General features: G+C 72.0%; 13 protein-coding genes and 1 pseudogene. 2 read left to right on the plus strand and 12 right to left on the minus strand.

Annotated elements, in window-relative coordinates; all coding sequences use genetic code 11:
- Position 1: 1 nt before the first annotated feature.
- From ACWEQL_RS11495 to ACWEQL_RS11545, 11 genes and pseudogenes are all read right to left on the minus strand, one after another.
- Positions 2–847, minus strand: a pseudogene (locus ACWEQL_RS11495) (sugar phosphate isomerase/epimerase family protein); the annotation flags it as partial.
- Positions 844–1770, minus strand: coding sequence for an SCO3242 family prenyltransferase (locus ACWEQL_RS11500; RefSeq protein ID WP_452149992.1), 927 nt, complete (start codon positions 1768–1770; stop codon positions 844–846). The pseudogene ACWEQL_RS11495 and the gene ACWEQL_RS11500, both read right to left, overlap by 4 nt.
- Positions 1767–2951 carry an inositol-3-phosphate synthase gene (locus ACWEQL_RS11505; protein WP_452149993.1) on the minus strand — a complete coding sequence of 395 codons (1185 nt, stop codon included), beginning with the start codon at positions 2949–2951 and terminating at the stop codon, positions 1767–1769. The genes ACWEQL_RS11500 and ACWEQL_RS11505 overlap by 4 nt, the downstream gene beginning before the upstream one ends.
- Positions 2944–3975 carry a sugar phosphate isomerase/epimerase family protein gene (locus ACWEQL_RS11510; RefSeq protein WP_452149994.1) on the minus strand — a complete coding sequence of 344 codons (1032 nt, stop codon included), beginning with the start codon at positions 3973–3975 and terminating at the stop codon, positions 2944–2946. Before ACWEQL_RS11510 ends, ACWEQL_RS11505 begins: the two co-directional genes overlap by 8 nt.
- Before the next feature lie 124 nt (positions 3976–4099).
- A complete protein-coding gene (locus ACWEQL_RS11515) occupies positions 4100–7621 on the minus strand; it encodes a ThuA domain-containing protein (RefSeq protein ID WP_452149995.1) in 3522 nt (1173 codons plus the stop codon).
- Between the two features lie 41 nt (positions 7622–7662).
- The gene (locus tag ACWEQL_RS11520; protein ID WP_452149996.1) at positions 7663–8496 is read right to left on the minus strand and encodes a sugar phosphate isomerase/epimerase family protein; all 834 of its coding nucleotides are present in this window, start codon (positions 8494–8496) and stop codon (positions 7663–7665) included.
- Complete coding sequence (locus tag ACWEQL_RS11525; protein WP_452149997.1) at positions 8497–9693, minus strand: substrate-binding domain-containing protein; 1197 nt, start codon at positions 9691–9693, stop codon at positions 8497–8499.
- A 9-nt stretch (positions 9694–9702) separates the two neighbouring features.
- Positions 9703–10650, minus strand: a complete 948-nt coding sequence (locus ACWEQL_RS11530; RefSeq protein ID WP_452149998.1) for an ABC transporter permease — start codon at positions 10648–10650, stop codon at positions 9703–9705.
- Positions 10647–11636 carry an ABC transporter permease gene (locus ACWEQL_RS11535; protein ID WP_452149999.1) on the minus strand — a complete coding sequence of 330 codons (990 nt, stop codon included), beginning with the start codon at positions 11634–11636 and terminating at the stop codon, positions 10647–10649. Before ACWEQL_RS11535 ends, ACWEQL_RS11530 begins: the two co-directional genes overlap by 4 nt.
- Positions 11633–13099 carry a sugar ABC transporter ATP-binding protein gene (locus ACWEQL_RS11540; protein WP_452150000.1) on the minus strand — a complete coding sequence of 489 codons (1467 nt, stop codon included), beginning with the start codon at positions 13097–13099 and terminating at the stop codon, positions 11633–11635. Before ACWEQL_RS11540 ends, ACWEQL_RS11535 begins: the two co-directional genes overlap by 4 nt.
- Positions 13093–14184 (minus strand): Gfo/Idh/MocA family protein, encoded by a 1092-nt coding sequence (locus ACWEQL_RS11545; RefSeq protein WP_452150001.1) that lies wholly within the window; start codon positions 14182–14184, stop codon positions 13093–13095. Before ACWEQL_RS11545 ends, ACWEQL_RS11540 begins: the two co-directional genes overlap by 7 nt.
- A gap of 122 nt (positions 14185–14306) precedes the next feature.
- Between ACWEQL_RS11545 and ACWEQL_RS11550 the strand changes: the two genes are divergently transcribed.
- Positions 14307–15500 carry an ROK family protein gene (locus tag ACWEQL_RS11550; RefSeq protein ID WP_452150002.1) on the plus strand — a complete coding sequence of 398 codons (1194 nt, stop codon included), beginning with the start codon at positions 14307–14309 and terminating at the stop codon, positions 15498–15500.
- Between the two features lie 1222 nt (positions 15501–16722).
- Here the strand turns inward: ACWEQL_RS11550 and ACWEQL_RS11555 are convergent.
- Entirely contained in the window at positions 16723–17436 is a 714-nt protein-coding gene (locus tag ACWEQL_RS11555; RefSeq protein WP_452150003.1) for a hypothetical protein, read from the minus strand.
- A gap of 66 nt (positions 17437–17502) precedes the next feature.
- On the opposite strand from ACWEQL_RS11555, the gene ACWEQL_RS11560 reads away from it, so the two are divergent.
- The gene (locus ACWEQL_RS11560; protein ID WP_452150004.1) at positions 17503–17775 is read left to right on the plus strand and encodes a hypothetical protein; all 273 of its coding nucleotides are present in this window, start codon (positions 17503–17505) and stop codon (positions 17773–17775) included.
- The last annotated feature ends 348 nt before the right edge of the window (positions 17776–18123 follow it).

Genomic DNA, 18123 nt, shown 5'->3' on the forward strand with positions numbered 1-18123 from the left:
AGGGGTGCGCCGAGGCGGTGCGCAGGGCGTCGAGCGAGCGGGCGGCGGTCGCCGGGCCGCTGTGGCCGTGGCGCGGCAGCTCGACGGAGACCAGGCCGCGGTATCCGACCTCGGTCAGCGCGGCCAGGACAGGCGGGAAGTCGATCTCGCCCCGGCCGAACTCCAGGTGCTCGTGAACGCCCCGGCGCATGTCCTCGATCTGGACGTTCACCAGCCAGGGCGCCGCCCGCCGCACGCACTCGGCCGGCGGGAGGGGTTCCAGGCACCGGCAGTGCCCGATGTCGAGGGTCAGCCCGAGGACGTCGGAGTCGCCGAGCGCCCCGCGCAGGCGCTCGTAGCCGTCCAGGTCCGCCACCAGCATCCCCGGCTCCGGTTCGAATCCGAGCCGGACGCCCGCCTGTTCGGCGGTCCTCATGAGCGTGGCGCAGCCTTCCTGGAGGAGCCGGAAGGCCTGGTCGTGGTCCATGCCGGGCTCGGGGGCGCCGCTCCAGAAGGAGACCGCCTCGGCCTCCAGGTCGGCGGCGATCCCGACGGCCCGCCGCAGGAGGCCGAGCCTGCGTGCGCGGCCCTCCGGCTCACGGTCGATCAGGGTGGGGGCGTGCTTGCGCCAGGGGTCGAGGAGGTAGCGGGCGCCGGTCTCCACCACCACGGCGAGGCCGAGGGTGGTGAGCCTGCGGCGGGTCCTGGCGATCCGGCGGCCCAGACCAGGTGCGTACGGGTCCAGGTGGCCGCGGTCCAGGGTGAGCGCGACTCCGCTGTACCCCAGGCCGGCGATCACCTCCAGCGCTTCGTCGAGGCGGTGGTCGCCGAGCCCGTTGGTGCCGTAGCCGAAGCGCAGCGCGGTCATGTCGGGGACACCTTCCGGGACAGGCTCCTGGCCAGGGGGTAGGCGGCCAGCAGTGGGAGCGCGGCGCGCGGGGAGCCGCCGCGCGCGGTCAGCGCCGCCTGGAGCGGGATCATGGCGTGGATGCCGGCGACCACCGCGCGCCTCAGGTGGGTGGCGTCGGGGCGGACGGTCGCGGCCAGTTGGGCGGAGCCCGCCGCGCAGACGTACCCGCCGAGCAGGACGGTCGTGGCGGCCCGGTGGGCGCGGGTCGCGGTCGGCGGGGTCAGGGCGGCGGCGATCAGGCCGACCGCGCCGGTGGCCGCGAGCGCGCCGGCCGGCAGTGCGGCACCGGCGCCCAGGGTCTCCCTGCGGCTCACCGCGGTGACCGCGTAGGTGTGGCCCGCGACGAGGGCCGCCGGTGCCAGGGCCTCCCGGGTGCGCAGGGCTCCCGCGCCCATGAGGACGTCCAGGCCCCGGGCGGCGGCCATCGCGGCGGGCCCGTACGGCGTGTCCTTCAGGGCCAGGTCGTAGGCCCAGACGGTGGCCGCGAGCGGTACGGCGACCGCCAGGGTGTCCCGGCCTGCGGTGGCCGCCGCGGTCAGGCCCGCGGCGGTGAGTGCGGTGGCGGTGGCGAGGGCGGTGCGGGGGCCGATCCGGCCGGAGGGCAGGGGGCGGGCGGGGCGTTCCTCGGCGTCGAGGTGCCGGTCCGCATAGTCGTTGAGTGCCATTCCGGCCCAGTACAGGCAGGCGGAGGCGGCCGCGAGGCGTGCCGTCCGCCGCGCGGTGACCGGCTGTCCGCTCGCGGCGGCGCCGGCGAGGGTGTCGCCGAGGACGGTGAGCGCGGCCGGGGCCCGTACCAGTTCCAGGACGGCTCGGGCCTTGGCTGCGGCGCCCGGGCCGCGCCCGTCGGTGCGGGCCGCGGCCGCGGTGTCCGTGCCGGTCACCGTGCGTCTCCGGTGTACCAGGCCCGCAGCGCCTCGAACTGGGCGACCAGGCGGTGCTCGCCGTGTGAGCCGTCCGCCAGGAGCGGGTCCTTGAAGAAGAAGCCGAGCTGTTCCTGCGGTCCGGCGGCGCCGTGCTCGCGTGCCCGGGCGAGGAAGCGGGCCAGGTCCAGGACGAGAGGGGCGGCGAGCGCCGAGTCGACGCCCTGCCAGGTGAACTGGAGGGTCATGGGGGCGCCGAGGAACCCTTCGAACGCGATGTGGTCCCACGCCGTCTTCAGTTCGCCCATGCTCGGCACGTAGTCGATGTGGGTGAGGCCCTCCACCCGGTCGCCGAGGAGGGCGGTCACACCGCTGCGCTTGGAGGTGTTCTTGCTGCGGGCCGCCTCGGGGTCGGCGAGGGTCGCGCCGTCGCCCCCGCCGAGCAGGTTCGTGCCCGACCAGGACCTCACCCGCAGCCCGCGGTGGGCGAACATCGGTCCCAGTGCCGTGCGGACCAGGGTCTCGCCGGTCTTGCCGTCGCTGCCCGCGTACGGAAGTCCCCGCCGCTCGGCGAGTTCGCGCAGCGCGGGCAGGCGGATGCCCGGGGACGGCGTGAACTCCGCGAAGGCGCAGTCCGCCCGCAGGGCCGCGTAGGCGTACAGCGAGCTGGCGGGCAGGACCGGGGAGGTGTGCGTCAGGGCCTCCTCCAGGCCGGCGAGGCTGCCGTGGGCGGGGTGGGGAGCCACCGGGGGCTCGGTGGAGGAGAGGTTGACCACCACAACCTGGTCGAGACCGTGGCGGTCGCGGAACACGGCGATGTCCTCGGTGAGGGCCGTGGCCGTCTCCCGCTGGGACCGGTCCGGAGCCGTCCGGGCGCCGGGCCGGATCTCACGGTCGGCAGCCCGTAGCGCCGCTTCCACGGCTGGCAGGAGCGTTGCCGGGAACACGCCTCCGGCGGCGAGTTGCCCGGCCCGCTCGGGCAGCGGGGTCCCGGTCACGTCGTGGCCGCCGAAGACCAGCCGGTCGACCGCGGGCAGTCCGGCGTCCGCGAAGGGTTCCAGTTCGGCCACCATGCCGGTGGGCGGCACCAGTCCCGCCGCGACCGCCGCGGCGCCGACGACGGCGGTGGTGGCCACCGAGCCCCGGGCGCCGACGAACCAGACGCCGGTCCGCCCGGGTCCGGATGCGCGGGGGTCACTCATGACGGGTCCCTTCCTCCGTGGCGGGGGCGGCGAACGCGGCGTCGAAGGACGCGGCGGGGGGCCTGGTCGCGGCGAGGCGGCGGATGAACCCGACCGCTTCGGCGGCGCCGTCCAGCCGGTCCATCCCGGCGTCCTCCCACTCGATGGAGACCGGGCCCTCGTACCCGATGGTGTTCAGCGCCCGGAAGCAGTCCTCCCAGGGCACGTCCCCGCGGCCGGTGGAGACGAAGTCCCAGCCGCGCCGGGGGTCGCCCCAGGGCAGGTGGGAGGAGAGCCGGCCGCGGCGGCCGTCGCGGACCCGGACGCGGGTGTCCTTGCAGTCCACGTGGTAGATCCGGTCGGCGAATTCGAGGATGAAGTCCGCGGGGTCGAGGTCCTGCCAGACCATGTGGGAGGGGTCCCAGTTCAGGCCGAACGAGGCGCGGTGGCCGATGGCTTCGAGGGTGCGGCGGGTGGTCCAGTAGTCGTAGGCGATCTCGCTCGGGTGGACCTCCAGCGCGAAGCGGATGCCCTGGTCCTCGAAGACGTCGAGGATCGGGTTCCAGCGGTCGGCGAAGTCGCGGTAGCCGGCCTCGATCATCCCGGCGGTGGCGGGCGGGAACATCGCGACGGTGTGCCAGATCGCGGAGCCGGTGAACCCGACGACGGTGTCGACGCCGAGCAGTGCCGCGGCCCTGGCGGTGTCCGTCATCTCGCGGGCGGCGTTGCGACGCACGGTCTCCGGGTCGTCGGACCACAGGCGCGCCGGGAGGATGGCTCGGTGCCGCTCGTCGATGGGGTGGTCGCAGATGGCTTGGCCGACGAGGTGGTTGGAGATCGCCCACACGGACAGTCCGTGTCGGTCGAGGACTTCTCGCCTCCGCCGGACGTAGGAGGGGTCCGCCAGGGCGCGGTCGACCTCGAAGTGGTCGCCCCAGCAGGCGATCTCCAGGCCGTCGTAGCCCCATCGGGCGGCCAGTCGGCAGACCTCCTCGAACGGCAGGTCGGCCCACTGCCCGGTGAAGAGGGTGATCGGACGTGTCATGACGCAGAACCTCGGACGTGGAGCGGGTGGGAAGGGAGGTGCGCAGGGGATGCGGGTGTCCCGGCGGTGGGGCCCGGTGCCCGCCCGGGTCAGGTCCGGACGGGCACCGGGTGTCGGGAGGGGCTCAGCCGACCTGGCCGAACCTCCATCGCTGGCTGATCGCGGTGCCGCTGCAGGTCGCCTGGCTCAGTCGGACGTCGTCCGCGGTCGACGCCCCGGGAATGTCCAGGCACTTCCCGGTGGCGACGGAGACGACCCGGTAGGTGCCGGCCGCGGCTCGTTCGAGCCGCCACTTCTGGTCTGCCGCACCGCCCGCACAGGTCCGCTGCTCGACGTTGGTCGCGCTCTGGGACGGCAGGCCCAGGCACTTGCCGCTGTGCTGCACGGTGAGGGAGAAGGCTCCACCACCGGCGTCGGTGAGCTTCCAGAACTGGTTGTCGTTGCCGGTGGCCTTGTACTGGATGACGGGCGCCGCGTCGGCGGTCGACCGGGCCCGCACGTCCATCCGCTTGCCGCTGTGCGCGCTCGTCACGGTGTAGGTGCGGTCGCTCCGCGGGGCGGAGTTGAAGGTGAACGCGTCCACGTCGAAGGAGTTCTGCGTCGGTGCCTTGAAGACCGCGTACACCGTGTGGGTGCCGCCGGGGTCGGTGACCGGGACGGGGGCGAGGTCGACGTAGGTGTCCCAGGCTCCCGTGGCCGGTACTGGGCTGGTGGCGATCAGCGCGCCGGTCGGCGAGTCGGCCCGCAGTTCGATGGACCCGCCCGTGGCGGTGGGGGCGGAGGCCCGGAAGCTGACCGATTCGACCCCGGACAGGTTCAGGGGCTTGAAGGAGATCCAGTCGTTGTCCGAGATGCCTCCGATGCGCTTGCCGTTCTCGGCGCCGCTCTGTTCGATCACCCGCACACCGGACTGGGCGGTGAAGTACTCGGCCTGCTTGTGACGGGGCTGGAGGGTGACGTTCGTGCTGCCCTTCAGGCCGCCGCTGTCGGTGTAGTCGGCCGACAGCACGATGTAGGTGTTGGCGGTGGCGTCGTGTCCCGAGGCACTGGTGACGATGGTTCCGGTGCAGCCGGTGTACTGACCGGTGTCGTGGCTGTGGCGGTCGTGGCCGAGCGCGGCCGTCACCACGACCTTGGAGCAGTCGACGGTGCCGTCCTCGGGGTCGGTCACGGTGATCTGGTAGGTGAGGGTGTCACCGAAGTCGAGGACGCGGCCGTCGGCCGGGGCGGTGAAGGTGACCTTGGGCCGGGTGTTGCCGACCGTGATCGGCACGTTCGCCGAACCCGTCTTGCCGCCGGGGTCGGAGACCGTCAGCCGGGACGTGTAGGTGCCGTTGGCGGTGTAGGTGTGCACGGGGCTCGGGCCGGTGCCCGTCGTGCCGTCGCCGAAGTCCCACTGGTAGGTGATCGTGTCGCCGTCGGGATCGGAGGAGCCGGCGGAGGAGAAGGTGACCTTCAGCGGGGCCTGTCCTGAGTCGACGTCGGCGCCCGCCTTGGCCAGCGGGGAGCGGTTGCCGGCGACGTAGTCGATCCGGTAGATGCCGTCGTCGGTGTTGGCGTGCCCGTAGCCCTCGCCCCATTCGGCGATGTACATCGCGCCGTCCGGGCCGAACTTCATGTCGATCGGGGACCGCAGGCCGAGCTCGGCGACGAAGGGGCTGATCTTCAGGAGCTCGCCCTTGGAGTCGAGGCGGAACTCCTTCACGTAGTTGCGAGCCCACTCGTAGAGGAAGGGCGTCTTGTCGTAGTACTCGGGGAACTTGCGCTCGGAGGTGCTGGCCGCGTTGTAGTGGTAGAAGGGGCCACCCATCGGACCGCCGCCGCCCTCGCCGTCCAACTCGGGGAACTCCGCGGAGGGGTGGTAGTTGTACCAGACCGTGGCGGGCTTGGCGGCCGGTAGATTGGTGAGGCCGGTGTTGTTCGGCGAGTCGTTCACGAGCGCCGAGCAGTTGAACTTCGCGCCGGAGGTCTTGGTGGCGAAGTTGTAGTCGTTGAAGGGGCTGTTGTTACCCATGCAGTACGGCCAGCCGTAGAAGCCGGGCTCCTTGATCAGGTTCCACTCGACGATCCCCTCGGGACCGCGGTCCGCCTTCGGCTCGTGCGCGTCGGGCCCGTAGTCGGCGGCGGAGATCCAGCCGGTCTCCGGGTCGACGGAGAACCGGAAGGGGTTGCGGAAGCCCATGGCGTAGATCTCGGGCCGGGTCTTGGCGGTGCCGGGCGCGAACATGTTGCCCGCGGGGATGGTGTAGCCGCCCGAGGACTCGGGGTGCACGCGAAGGATCTTGCCCCGAAGGTCGTTGGTGTTGGCGGAGGTGCGCTGGGCGTCGTACTTCTGGCGACCCGGCTGCTCGTCGATCGGCGCGAAGCCGCTGGAGTTGAACGGGTTGGTGTCGTCGCCGACACCGATGTAGAGGTTGCCGCCGGGGCCGAAGGAGAGGCCGCCGCCGGTGTGGCCGGGCTCGGCCGTCTCCCGGTAGGCCGGCACCTCGATCACGGTCTTGGCGCTGGCCATGTCGAGCGTGTCGTCGCTCTTGACCGTGAACCGGGTGACCCGGTTGATCTCGGCGCTGCCGGCCGGCGAGTGGTTGATGTAGATCCACCGGTTGGTGGCGAAGCCCGGGTCGAGGGCCAGGCCGATCCCGCCGTCCTCGCCCCCGTCGTACACGTCGAGCCGGGCCGCGACATGGGTCTCGGGCACGTCGTCATGGGTGTGGATGACGTTGACCACGCCGGAGCGCGAGATGTAGTAGACCTTGCCGTCGGCCGCCACGTCGAGCTGCATGGGCTGGTCGGGCGCGCCGTCGAGGGTGACCTTCTGGAAGCGTTCGGCGACCGTGCCGCCGCAGTCGCCCGGCGCGGTGCCGGCGGCCCACTTGAGGCCGCCGAGCAGGTGCTGCCGGAACAGCGGCTCGGCGTAGGCCTCGACGGCGTGACCCATGGCGGTGGCCCAGACCTTGCCGCCCTCCGCGTTGCGGCACCAGGAGATCGGGTGGTCGGCGCCCATCTTCGCGGACCCGGCGTTGTAGGTGGTCTCGTCGGCCGTGACCAGGACGTGCACGTTCCCGCGCGCGTTCTTGTCGAAGTTGTACCACTCCTCGGTCCGCACCCAGCGGTCGGGCAGCCCCTTGGTCGAGGGGTGAACGTGGTCCGCGACCTTGGCCGTGCCTTTCACGTTGCTGGAGTGCGCCGTCATGTGGGCGCCGCCCATGAGGACCTGGTCCCACCAGGGGAACGCCGTGTCGATGTTCATGTCCGTGGCGTTGTGCAGTGCCATGATCCCGTGGCCGCTGCGCACGTACGCCTGGGCGGCGGCACGCTGGGCGTCGGTGTCCCAGACCATGCCCGAGGTCTGCACCATCACCACGGCGGCGTACTGGTTCAGGGTGGTGGTGTTGAAGACGTTCGCGTCGGCGCTCTGCTCCACCTGGATGCCGTTCTCGGCCCCGAGTTCGGTGAGGGCCTGGACGGCTGCGGTTATCGAGGCGTGCCGATAGGCGCCGGCCGCCGTCTTGGTGAAGAGGAGGACCTTGACGCCGGTGGCGGCGGGGGCCGTGTCCGCGTGGGCGGGTGCACCCTGCAGCGCGGTCAGGCCGAGCAGGGGTGCGGTGAGCGCGGCGAGGGCGCGCTTCACCCATGGTCGTGACATGACGGTTTCTCCTTGTGGGGGATGAAAGTGACGGAGAGGGGTCACAGGGTGCGCAGGAACGCGAGCCCGTCGGTCGCGAGGACGTCCTGACCGGCTGCCAAGGGCCGCCAGATCGAGGCCGCGGTCGCGATGGTGGTGTTGTCCGGGGTGAAGGACTCGATGACCCACGGACCGCCGTAGCCGGCGTCCTCGACCGCCTCGGCGAAGCCGGGCCAGTCGAAGTGATCGGGGCCGGGGGCGCCGCGGTCCGTGCCGCACACCTGGATGAGGGCGATCCGCGATCCGGCGTCCCGGATCGCCTGGGCGGGGCTCCTTTCCTCGATGTTGAGGTGGTAGGTGTCGAGTGCGAGGCCGCACTCCTCGGGGAGGGCGTCGAGGGCCTGTTCCACGGTGTTGATCAGGCTTGTCTCGTACCGGTTGAGGGGTTCGACGGCGAGGCGTACGCCGTGCTCTGCCGCGTACGCGATGACGGGGCGCAGGTTCTCCCGGAGTTCGGCGAGGACGGAGCGCCGCTCCCGCGCGTCGAGCTTCCAGGTGCGTCCCACGGAGGCGTAGGCGGGGCCGCTGACGGTCGGGGAGCCGACGGTGACCGCGACGTCGACACAGTGCCGCAGGTAGTCCTGGGTATCGCGGACGGTCTCGGGCGGGGCGGCGACGAGTTCCCGGCCGGGTGGCATGACCAGCACGACCGAGGCGGCGAGGTCGTGGTGATGCAGGAGTCCGGCGGTGCGGTCCGCGGACCAGTCACCCCGCTGCTCGACCGGGAGCTCGATGGTGTCGAAGCCCCAGTCGGCGATCCGCGGGACGAGCAGGGCCAGCGAGTCGTCGGTCGACGGCGAGTCCCACACCCAGGTGTTGACGCCGATCGCGCGCATCTACCTGCCGCCCCAGGTCTGCGGGAAGCCGGGCATGGTCTCGCATCCGCACAGGGCGTAGTGCAGCGGAGGCATGCCGGGCCTGAGGTAGGTGGAGAGGTTGGCCTCGGTGATGGTCGGCTGCGGGAGGTTCCAGTTCTTCGGCACGCTCTCGCCGCCCAGCACCTTCAGGGCGGCGATGACGGGGGTGCGCCACTGGTAGGTCGGGTAGGTCGGGGCGATCGCCGTGAGCCTGGCGTCCTTCCACTTCTGCAGGAAGTCCTGCTGGTCCTCGCCGTTGATCGGCGGGACGGGCAGGCCCGCGTCCTCGAAGGCCTCGACGGCCGCGACGGACGTGGCGCCGGCGTCCAGCCAGACGCCGTCGAGCTTGCCGTGGCGCTGGATGTAGTTGGTGACGATGCTCTTGGTCTTGGCGGCGTCGCCGTCGGTGAACTCCACGCCCACGACGTCGAGCTTGCTGGCGTCGAAGGCGGCCTTGGCGGCGGACCAGCGCGTCTCCAGGACGTCCACGCCGGGCAGGATCCGCAGCGCCAGGATCTTGCCTCCGGGCTTGACCTTCTGGGTGAGGAACTCGGCGGCGTCCGCGCCGAAGGCGTACCCGCCGATCGGCTTGATGAAGGTGACCGGGCAGTCGGTCTGCACGCCTCGGTCGAAGACGATGACCGGGATCTTGGCGCAGGCGCCCTTGACGGCGGGGGTGAGCGTGGCGGTGGTGTTGGGCGAGACGATGAGCGCGTCGCAGCCCTTGGCCTGGAGCTCGGCGATGTCGGAGATCTGCTTCTCGTCCTTGCCCTCGGCGTCCAGGACGGTGAAGGTCTTGATCTCGGGGTGCAGCGCGGCCTCGGCCTGCATGGTCTTCCACCCGACCTGCCGCCAGGGGTTGTTGGTCGCCGCGTTGGAGAAGCAGAGGTGGTACCGGCCGGCCTTCCGGTACTGGGCGGTGTCGACCGGCTGGGGGTCGATGGCCTGCTCCCACGGCTTGTCGGCGGGGCCGGTCGGCTGCTTGGTGCGCATGGCCAACTGGGCCTCGTAGTCGGCCTGGACGAAGAACTTGGACTGGTCGCCGGTCTTCTTGGCGCCGGTGGAGGAACCGGCCTTGGCCGGGCCCGTCGGGGTGTCGGAGGAGCAGGCGGCGGTCAGCGGGAGCAGGGTGGCCAGTGCGGTGGCGGCGAGGACGCGTCTGTGGGAGGGCAGCATGATGGTCTCTCAGGTGGTGGAGGTGGTGGTGCGGCGGAGGAGGGCGGGCCGGGGGATCCGGAGCGATCCCAGGGCGACCGCGGCGATGAGGATCACGCCCTGGACGGTGAACTCCAGTGCCCCGGAGATGCCGTACAGGTTGAGCAGGGTGAACAGGGCCTGCAGGGTGAAGGCGCCGGCGATGGCCGCGACGACCGAGCCTCGGCCCCCGCCGAGGGCGACGCCGCCGAGGACGACGGCGGTGATCGCCTGGAACTCCAGGCCCTCGCCGACCTTCGCCGAGACACCGGCGAACCCGCCGAGCAGGATGGCGCAGACCGCGGCGGACAGGGCGGACAGCACGAAGGCGGTGGTCCTGACACGGTGGACGCGGACGCCGGACAGGGCGGCGGCGAGCGGGTTGTCGCCGGTGGCCAGCAGGGTGCGTCCGAAGTCGGCGCGCATCAGGGCGACGGCGGCGGCCACCGCGGCGGCGAGGACGATCACCGACCACGGCACCGGCCCGAGGGTGCCGCGCCCGAACTGGCGGAACTGCTGGGTCAGAGCGCCGCGCGGGGCGCCGTCCGTCCACAGGAAGACCGCGCCGGAGAGGACCAGCAGCATGCCGAGGGTGACGATGAACGAGGGCACCCGCAGCAGTGTGGTCACCAGCCCGTTGACCACCCCGACCAGGGCGGCGAATGTGAGCAGCAGCGCGATCACCGGCCAGGTGTTGCCGGGCTCGCCGTCGATCAGCCGGGCGGCGATGACGACCTCGGCGGTGACCAGCGAGCCGACGGAGAGGTCGAACTCGCCGGAGACGATCACGAAGTACTGGCCGGCGGCGAGGATCGCCAGCGGGGCCGCCCGCTTGACGAAGGCCAGGAAGCCGTTGGGTTCGAGGAAGTAGGGGTTGGCGACGGCGATCAGGACGAGCAGGACGGCCAGGACGCCGAAGATGGGCAGGTTGCGTCTCATCGTGCACGCCTCCGGCGGGCGTAGACCGCCAGGGCCGCGACGAGGACGACGCCTCGTACCACGTCCTTGGCGAAGGAGTTGATTTCGAGCTGGTTGAAGACGCTGTCGAGGACGGCCAGCAGCAGGACTCCCCCGACGGTGCCCGTGACGCCTCCCTTGCCGCCGGCGAGGACGGTCCCGCCGAGGACGACGGCGGCGATCGACTCCAGGTCGTAGCCGCCGTCGGTGCCGACGGTGGGCGCGCCTGCGCCGAGCCGGGCGGCGAGCAGCAGGCCGGCGGCGCCGGCGGTCAGTGAGCAGAGGACATGGGTGGCGACGATGACACGGTCGGTGCGCACCCCCGAGAGGCGGGCGAGCTCGGGGCCGCCGCCGACGGCGTGGATCCGGTGGCCGAGGGTGGTGCGGCGCAGCAGGATCCAGGCGGTGGCGGCGATGGCGAGCCACAGCAGGGCGGAGACGGGGACCGGGCCGACGCGGTCGTAGCCGAGGTGCTGGAAGGATTCGGGGGCCTCACCGGCAGGTCCGTCCCAGCGGTTCTCCAGGACGCCCTTGATGATGAGGGCGACGCCGAGGGTGGCGATGAAGGCGTGCACCTTCAGCCTGGTGATGACGAGCCCGTTGACCAGGCCGGTCAGGGCGCTGACGCCGAGGGTGGCGCCGATCGCCGGGAGGACTCCGTACTCGGCCATCGTCTCGGCGGCGACGAGGGAGCAGAGGCTGATGAGGTAGGCGACGGAGAGGTCCAGGGAGCCGGCGAGGATCGCCAGGGTCTGGCCGACGGCGACGATGCCGAGGACGGCGGAGCGCTGCTGGATGCCGACGATGTTGGCCTGGCTGAAGAACTGGCCGCCGTCGACGGTGAAGAGGATCCAGCCGAGCAGGAGCAGGGCGCCCAGGGCGAGGAAGACCGGCCGTGCGGGGTTGTCGGTGGTGAGGGCGCGGAAGGCGGTTCTCCTCGCCGGCGGGGCCTGGAGCTGCTGGGTCATGAGCCGGCCGCCAGGTGCATCACGGCTTCCTCCGAGGAGCCTGCGGGCAGGTGGCCGGCGATGCGCCCGTCCCGCAGGACGACGATGCGGTCACTCATGCCGATGAGTTCGGGGAGCTCGGAGGAGATCATCAGGACGGCCATGCCGTCCTCGGCGAGTTCCCGGACGAGCTCGTGGATGGCGGCCTTCGCCCCGACGTCGACGCCCCGGGTGGGCTCGTCGAACAGCAGGACCTTCGGCGCGACCGTCAGCCACTTGGCGAGGACGACCTTCTGCTGGTTGCCACCCGAGAGGTGGCGGATCTCCTGGTCGGGCCGCGGGGGTGCCAGGCGGACCCGTTCCAGCAGGTCCAGGACGGTCCTGCCGGTGCGGGCCTTGCCGGTGCGGCCCTTCAGGGTGCAGGCCTTGCGGGTGCGGGCGACCAGGAGGGCGTTGTCGCGTACGGACTGGTGCTGCACGATGCCCTCGCCCTTGCGGTCCTCGGTGACGAGGCCGATGCCCGCGGCGATGCCCTCCTGGACGGAGGCGGGGCGCCGGGGGGTCATCTCGCCGCGACTGAACGGCTCGGCGCCGAACAGGGCCTTGGCGAGTTCGGTGCGGCCCGCGCCCTGCAGCCCGGCGAGGCCCACGATCTCCCCGGCGCGCAGTTCCAGGTCGATGCCGTCCAGTCTGGTGTTGCCACCGCCGCGCACCGAGACCAGGACGTCGCCGGCCGGGCGGGTGGCACGTGGCGGGTAGTAGTCCGTCAGTTCGCGGCCGACCATCAGGCGGACGAGCTCGGCGGTGGTGAGCTCGCCGATCGGGCGGGTGGTGACCTTGGCGCCGTCCTTGAGGACGGTGACGCGGTCGGCGAGGTCGAAGATCTCGCGCAGGCGGTGGGAGATGTAGAGGACGGCGATACCACGTCCGCTGAGACGGCGGACCAGCCGGTACAGGAGTTCCACCTCGTGTTCGGCGAGGGCGGCGGTCGGTTCGTCCATGACGATGATCCGGGCGTCCACGGAGAGCGCCTTGGCGATCTCGACGACCTGCTGCCGGGCCACCGAGAGGCCGCGCACCAGGTCGCGCGGGCCGAAGGAGGTCTCGCCGAGTTCGTCGAGCAGGGCGTCGGTGGCCCGTTCCATGGCGGCGCGGTCGACCAGGCCGCGGCGGACGGGCTCCCGGCCGAGGAAGACGTTCTCGGCGACGGTCCGTTCGGGCAGGAGGGTGAGCTCCTGGTAGATGATGGAGACGCCGGCGCGCCGGGCGTCCAACGGGTGCTTGAACGTCACCGTCCGGCCGTCGAGTTCGATGGTGCCCTCGTCGGGGGTGTGCACGCCGGCGAGGATCTTCATGAGGGTGGACTTGCCGGCGCCGTTCTCGCCGATGAGGGCGTGCACCTCACCGGCGGCGACGTCGAGGTCGACCGCGGACAGCACCCGGGCGCCGGGGAAGCTCTTGCCGATGCCGGTCATCCTCAGCATGTGACCCAGCCGCCTTCCCGTACCGAGCGCAGGGCGGCGTCGGTGAGGTGGGCGGCGCGCGCGCCGTCCTCGAAGGTGGGCAGGCCCTCGCGGTGCTCGCCGCCGACGGCGGCGTAGGTGTCGGCGACGAGGGCGTCGAAGCAGTCGTGGAAGCCCTGGGGGTGTCCGGCCGGCAGCGGCGAGTACCGCTTGGCGGGCTCGGAGAGCGTCATCGGGTCGCGGACCAGGGCGTGGGAGGTGCCGCGCGCCCCGAGCCAGAGGTGTTCGGGGTTCTCCTGGTCGAAGGCGAGGCTGCCGGAGGCGGCGGAGATCTCCAGGAAGAGGCGGTTCTTGCGGCCGGGGGCGACCTGGCTGACGGCGAGTGAGCCGAGTGCGCCGCCCGCGGTGGCGAACTGGACGGTGGCGAGGTCCTCGGTGAGGACCTGTCCGTTGGTGACCCGGTCGGTGACGACCACGGAGGTCTGGGCGCAGATCCTGGTGATCCGGTCCCCCGTCACGAACTCGGCGAGGTCGAACCAGTGGGAGCCGATGTCGCCGATCGTGCGGCCGGGGCCGCCCTGTGCGGGGTCGACCCGCCAGTTGTCGTCGGTGGACTTCAGCAGCCAGTCCTGCAGGTAGCTGCCCTGGATGAGGCTGATCCGGCCGAGGCCGGCCAGGCGCGCCCTGGCCTCGCGGACCATCGGGTGGAACCGGTAGACGAAGGGGACGGTGGCCACCATCCCGGTCTCCCGGGCGCGTTCGGCCATCGCCGCGGCGGTGGGTGCGCTGGTGGCCAGAGGCTTCTCGCAGATCACGGCGAGTCCGGCGTCCAGGGCCCGGAGCGCGATCGGGGCGTGCAGGTGGTTGGGGGTGCACACGTGCAGGACGTCGATGAGGCCGGACCCGATCAGTTCCTCGGCCGATCCGAAGGCCTTCTCGGCGCCCAGCCCCTGGGCGCCTTCGAGGGCGCTGTCGAGGGTCACTCCGGCGATTCCCACTAACCGGGCGCCGGCTTGTCGGACGGCTCGGGCGTGGATCCGGCCGATGAAGCCTGTTCCGACGATCCCCACCCTGACTTTCGACGATTGTCGTCTTATGTCGAGCATGTTTCAGATCGTAGAGTTGGCTTCTGATGAGCGTCAAGCAAAAGTGCGATGAGACTTATGATTAGTCAGCTGACACTAAGTCACTAAGGCACGGACGACAGCGACCTTGAGGAGACACGGAGTTGACCATCGAAGCGGCAGGCGCGGGCGCACTTCTGGCGATCCTGCGCGACGGCCACGCTCGGACGCGCACCGAGCTGATGCAGCTCACCGGCCTCGCCCGGTCGACGGTGTCCCAGCGACTCGGTGCCCTTCTCGACCAGCGGTGGATCATCCCGACCGGCGACGCCATCTCCTCGGGCGGCAGGCCCGCGGTGGCATTCGCCTTCAACGCCGGCGCGAGGATCGTGCTCGCCGCCGACCTCGGGGCCACCCACGCGAGGATCGCCATCACCGACCTGGCCACCCGGGTCCTGGCCGAGCGGGGCCAGGACATGCCGATCACCCTGGGGCCGGAGCACGTCCTGGGCTGGCTGGTCGAGGAGTTCCTGGATCTGCTGACCGAGGCCGGGCTCACCCTCGGCAACGTCTGCGGAGTCGGCATCGGACTGCCCGGACCGGTTGCGCACACCACCGGACGGCCCGTCAACCCGCCGATCATGCCCGGGTGGGACGGCTTCGACGTCCCCGGATGGCTGGAGCCCCGGCTCGGCGCACCCGTCCTCGTCGACAACGACGTCAACATCATGGCGCTCGGCGAGCACTGGGCCGCCAGCCCCGAGGTCGAGCACCTGCTCTTCGTGAAGGTCGGCACCGGGATCGGCAGTGGCATCATCACCGAGCACCGCCTCCACCGGGGAGCCCAGGGCGCGGCCGGCGACATCGGCCACATCCGGGTCGCCTCCGCCGCCGACCAGCTCTGCCGCTGCGGCAACATCGGCTGCCTCGAGGCCGTCGCCGGCGGCGCGGCCCTGGCCGCCCGTCTGCGGGCCGAGGGCGCGGACGCCGACGACAGCCGGGCCGTGGTCACGCTGGTGCGCGCCGGCAACCCGAGGGCGATCCAGCTGATCCGCCAGGCCGGACGGGACCTGGGCGAGGTCCTGGCGGCGCTGGTGAACTTCTTCAACCCCGGGGTGATCGTCATCGGCGGCGACATCTCGGACGCGGGAGAACACCTGCTCGCCGGAGTCCGCGAGGTCGTCTACAGCCGCTCCCTCCCGCTGGCCACCCAGCACCTTGCCATCCGCGGGCGTGAACTCGGCGACCGCGCCGGCGTCATCGGAGCCGCCGTCATGGTCATCGAGCACACCCTCGACCCCGCGGTGGTCGACCGGGCCACCGCGGCCCCGGACCTGCGGGAACGCACGTCCCCGTGAGTCGACGGCGGCGGCAGGGCCGACGAGCGCCCGCCGCCACGAGGGCGCCGTAGGCTGTCGTGCTCGGCTCAGAAGCCGGCCCGCCGGAGACGATCGGCGCGTGATGGCGGCCGCTCGTCCCGGCGGGCATCATCCTTCACCGCTGGTCGAGGCTGTCCATGCCGCTCCGTCGGCCCGGGATCCGGCCGGGAGTGCGGGAGTTCGGGCTGCGTGAGTGGTACTCGGCCCTCGGGGCGGGGGCCGCCGGCGGGCGCGCGGTGCGGTGAACACCGCGAGCGCTCCGGAGGGAGGTGGTGGCATCGTCGCGTACCTCTGGAATGGAGGGTCAGGGGGAGGGGAGGGGTGGAGAGGTCGGCTCGCACTCGACGTGCGGGCCGGCGGTCGCTCGCAGGGCGCATGGAGTGCGGCTGTGCCCAGCCCCTCCCGATGCGGCCGCCGACGGCGATCGGCGGACGTTGCCGAGGCGTCACCCCGTGCATGGTCGCGCAACCGCTCAGCGCTGCTGAGAGTCTTGGGGCGGGCGCATCCGGCTGTCAAGACACCGGACGGCGCCCGCTCCACGACCTTGCGGGACCGGTGGATCACGCGGCGGCTCGGCGATCCGGACGTCCGGTCCCGATCCCACCCGGACCCCGGCGGGTGGGCGGGAAGGTCGGCGGGGTCCGGAGGGCAGACCTCACATAGACCCTCGATTGATGGGATGTCTGCTTGTAAGGCTGAGCGGTCGACGTTCCCAACTTTCGTCCTGAACTGGATTTTTCAAGAAATGAGCCTCAGGGGCCTGGACAGTCACCCGGACGTCCGCGTTACATTCATCCTGTGTCTCCGTGATTGAATCAGAGAGGCGACGCCCACGCGACACATCACTCCCGCTCGGGACCGGCACGAGGAACACCGATGAGACTCGGAGGCGCCCTTCTCTTCGGCACCTCGGCCCTGTTCGCACGGGCGTCGCTGAGCGCGTGCTGAGGCAATGACGCGTCCGCCGCGTCGAACGGCGCGCCGCTCGTGGGGTGGCCTGCCTCGGGGTGCGCGTGGGCCCGGTTGCCGCCGTGTTTCCGCCTGGCTCGGCGGCTTCCGTCGACTCCACCGCCGCTACGAGCGCGGGACCGACCACTTCGCCGCTTTCGCTGGCATCGCCGCAGCCGTCCTATGCCTCCCCAGAGTCACCACACGAGATCACTTCTTATGCGGACCATCTGACGCGCTCCTCCTGGCGGGCCTACGGTGAGAAGAGAGTGCGGTGCCGCGGGTGGTGCTGCCTTTCCGCACAGGAGGTTCCTCGGATGGCGGTCGGGCGCCGGGGGCCGGCAGCGGCGCGGGGTTCGCGTTCGTGGGGGAGGGATGCGGAGCTGGCGCACGTGGCGGGCCTGCTCGGCACCCGTCCGGCAGTGGTGATCGTCGAGGGGGAGGCCGGGATCGAAGGTGTCATCCGCTGCGCGAGCCGCTGCCGTTCGGGCCGGTGGCCGATGCCCTGCGCGCGGCCGGCCGCGGTTGGTGCAGCGGGCGCAGGCGCTGCCGCGCTCGGTGGGCGCCCTGGTCGCTCTACTGCCCGATCTCGCCGATCGGCTTCCGGCGCCGGAGGGTGCCCCGGATGCGGCGGGGGCGCGCCGGCGAGCCGGCCGCGGGGCGCGGGTCCGGGCAGTTCGGCGTAGCGCGCCGCGATGTGCTCGGCGACGGTGTGGGGGTCGGCGACGCCGTCGGCCTGGCCGGCCCCGGTGCCGGTGCGGTGGGTGAAGCGGCCGGCCGGTACGTACGCGCCGTCGCGCAGCAGCCGCAGGTAGGGGATGCGCAGCCCGTGGTCGACGATGAGCCGCTCGGCCAGGTCGGGGGAGAAGACGTCGTCGAAGTCGTCGAGGCCCCGGGTGTGGAGGGGTTCGTTCTCCCAGGCCGTCCGCAGGGCCTTGACGTCGTGGACGAGGCGTTCCAGCGCCATGGTGGTGGCTCCTCAGGGGGTCAGCAGCCGGATGTTCCCGGGGTTGTTGAGGACGAGGTGCGGTCCGTGAGGTCGGAGAGGTCGGCGAAGCCCCGGTCGGGGAGGTGCGGGACCAGGGAGGGCGCCGACCAGCGCGCTGCCAGGTGGCGGTGCGTCGACGGCGCCGCGGCCCGCGGCTCGTACCCGCAGGTGACGGGGGTCGACCTGCGCGCCGCGGAGTACGGGCGCGCGTGCGCGGCCCTGCTGAGCGACCTGCTGTCGGGCACGGCGCAGCCCGGAGCGGTGCGTCGGCACGACTGGGCGCTGCGGATCCGCGCCTCCACCGCCGGGCGCGGCTGACGCCGGACAGTGTGGGCACGCTCTCCGGCTCGGGCCGGTCCGCGGGTGTCCACTGCGGACGGAACTCCCTGAGCCCGGAGGGGGGTCACTGACCTGGGGCGATGACGCCCTTCCGCTCCTTCGCCCGCCCAGGGCCGGCGACCTCGCGAAGGAGAAGTTCCGTGAGGCACACCGGTAGGCAGGCCATGGGGGGAGGCCGTCGCCTCTCGCTCGCACCCCGTACCCGGCCGACAGGTGGCATACCGAAGGCCGTTCCGGAGTCGTCCGAGGTGAGGTGGACTCCGCGGTGCCTCGAACGAGCCCGTCAGCGAAGTACGGTGGATCCGGGCGTCGTGATGTGACGCACGA

This window comes from Kitasatospora sp. NPDC004240 (genome assembly GCF_053603215.1).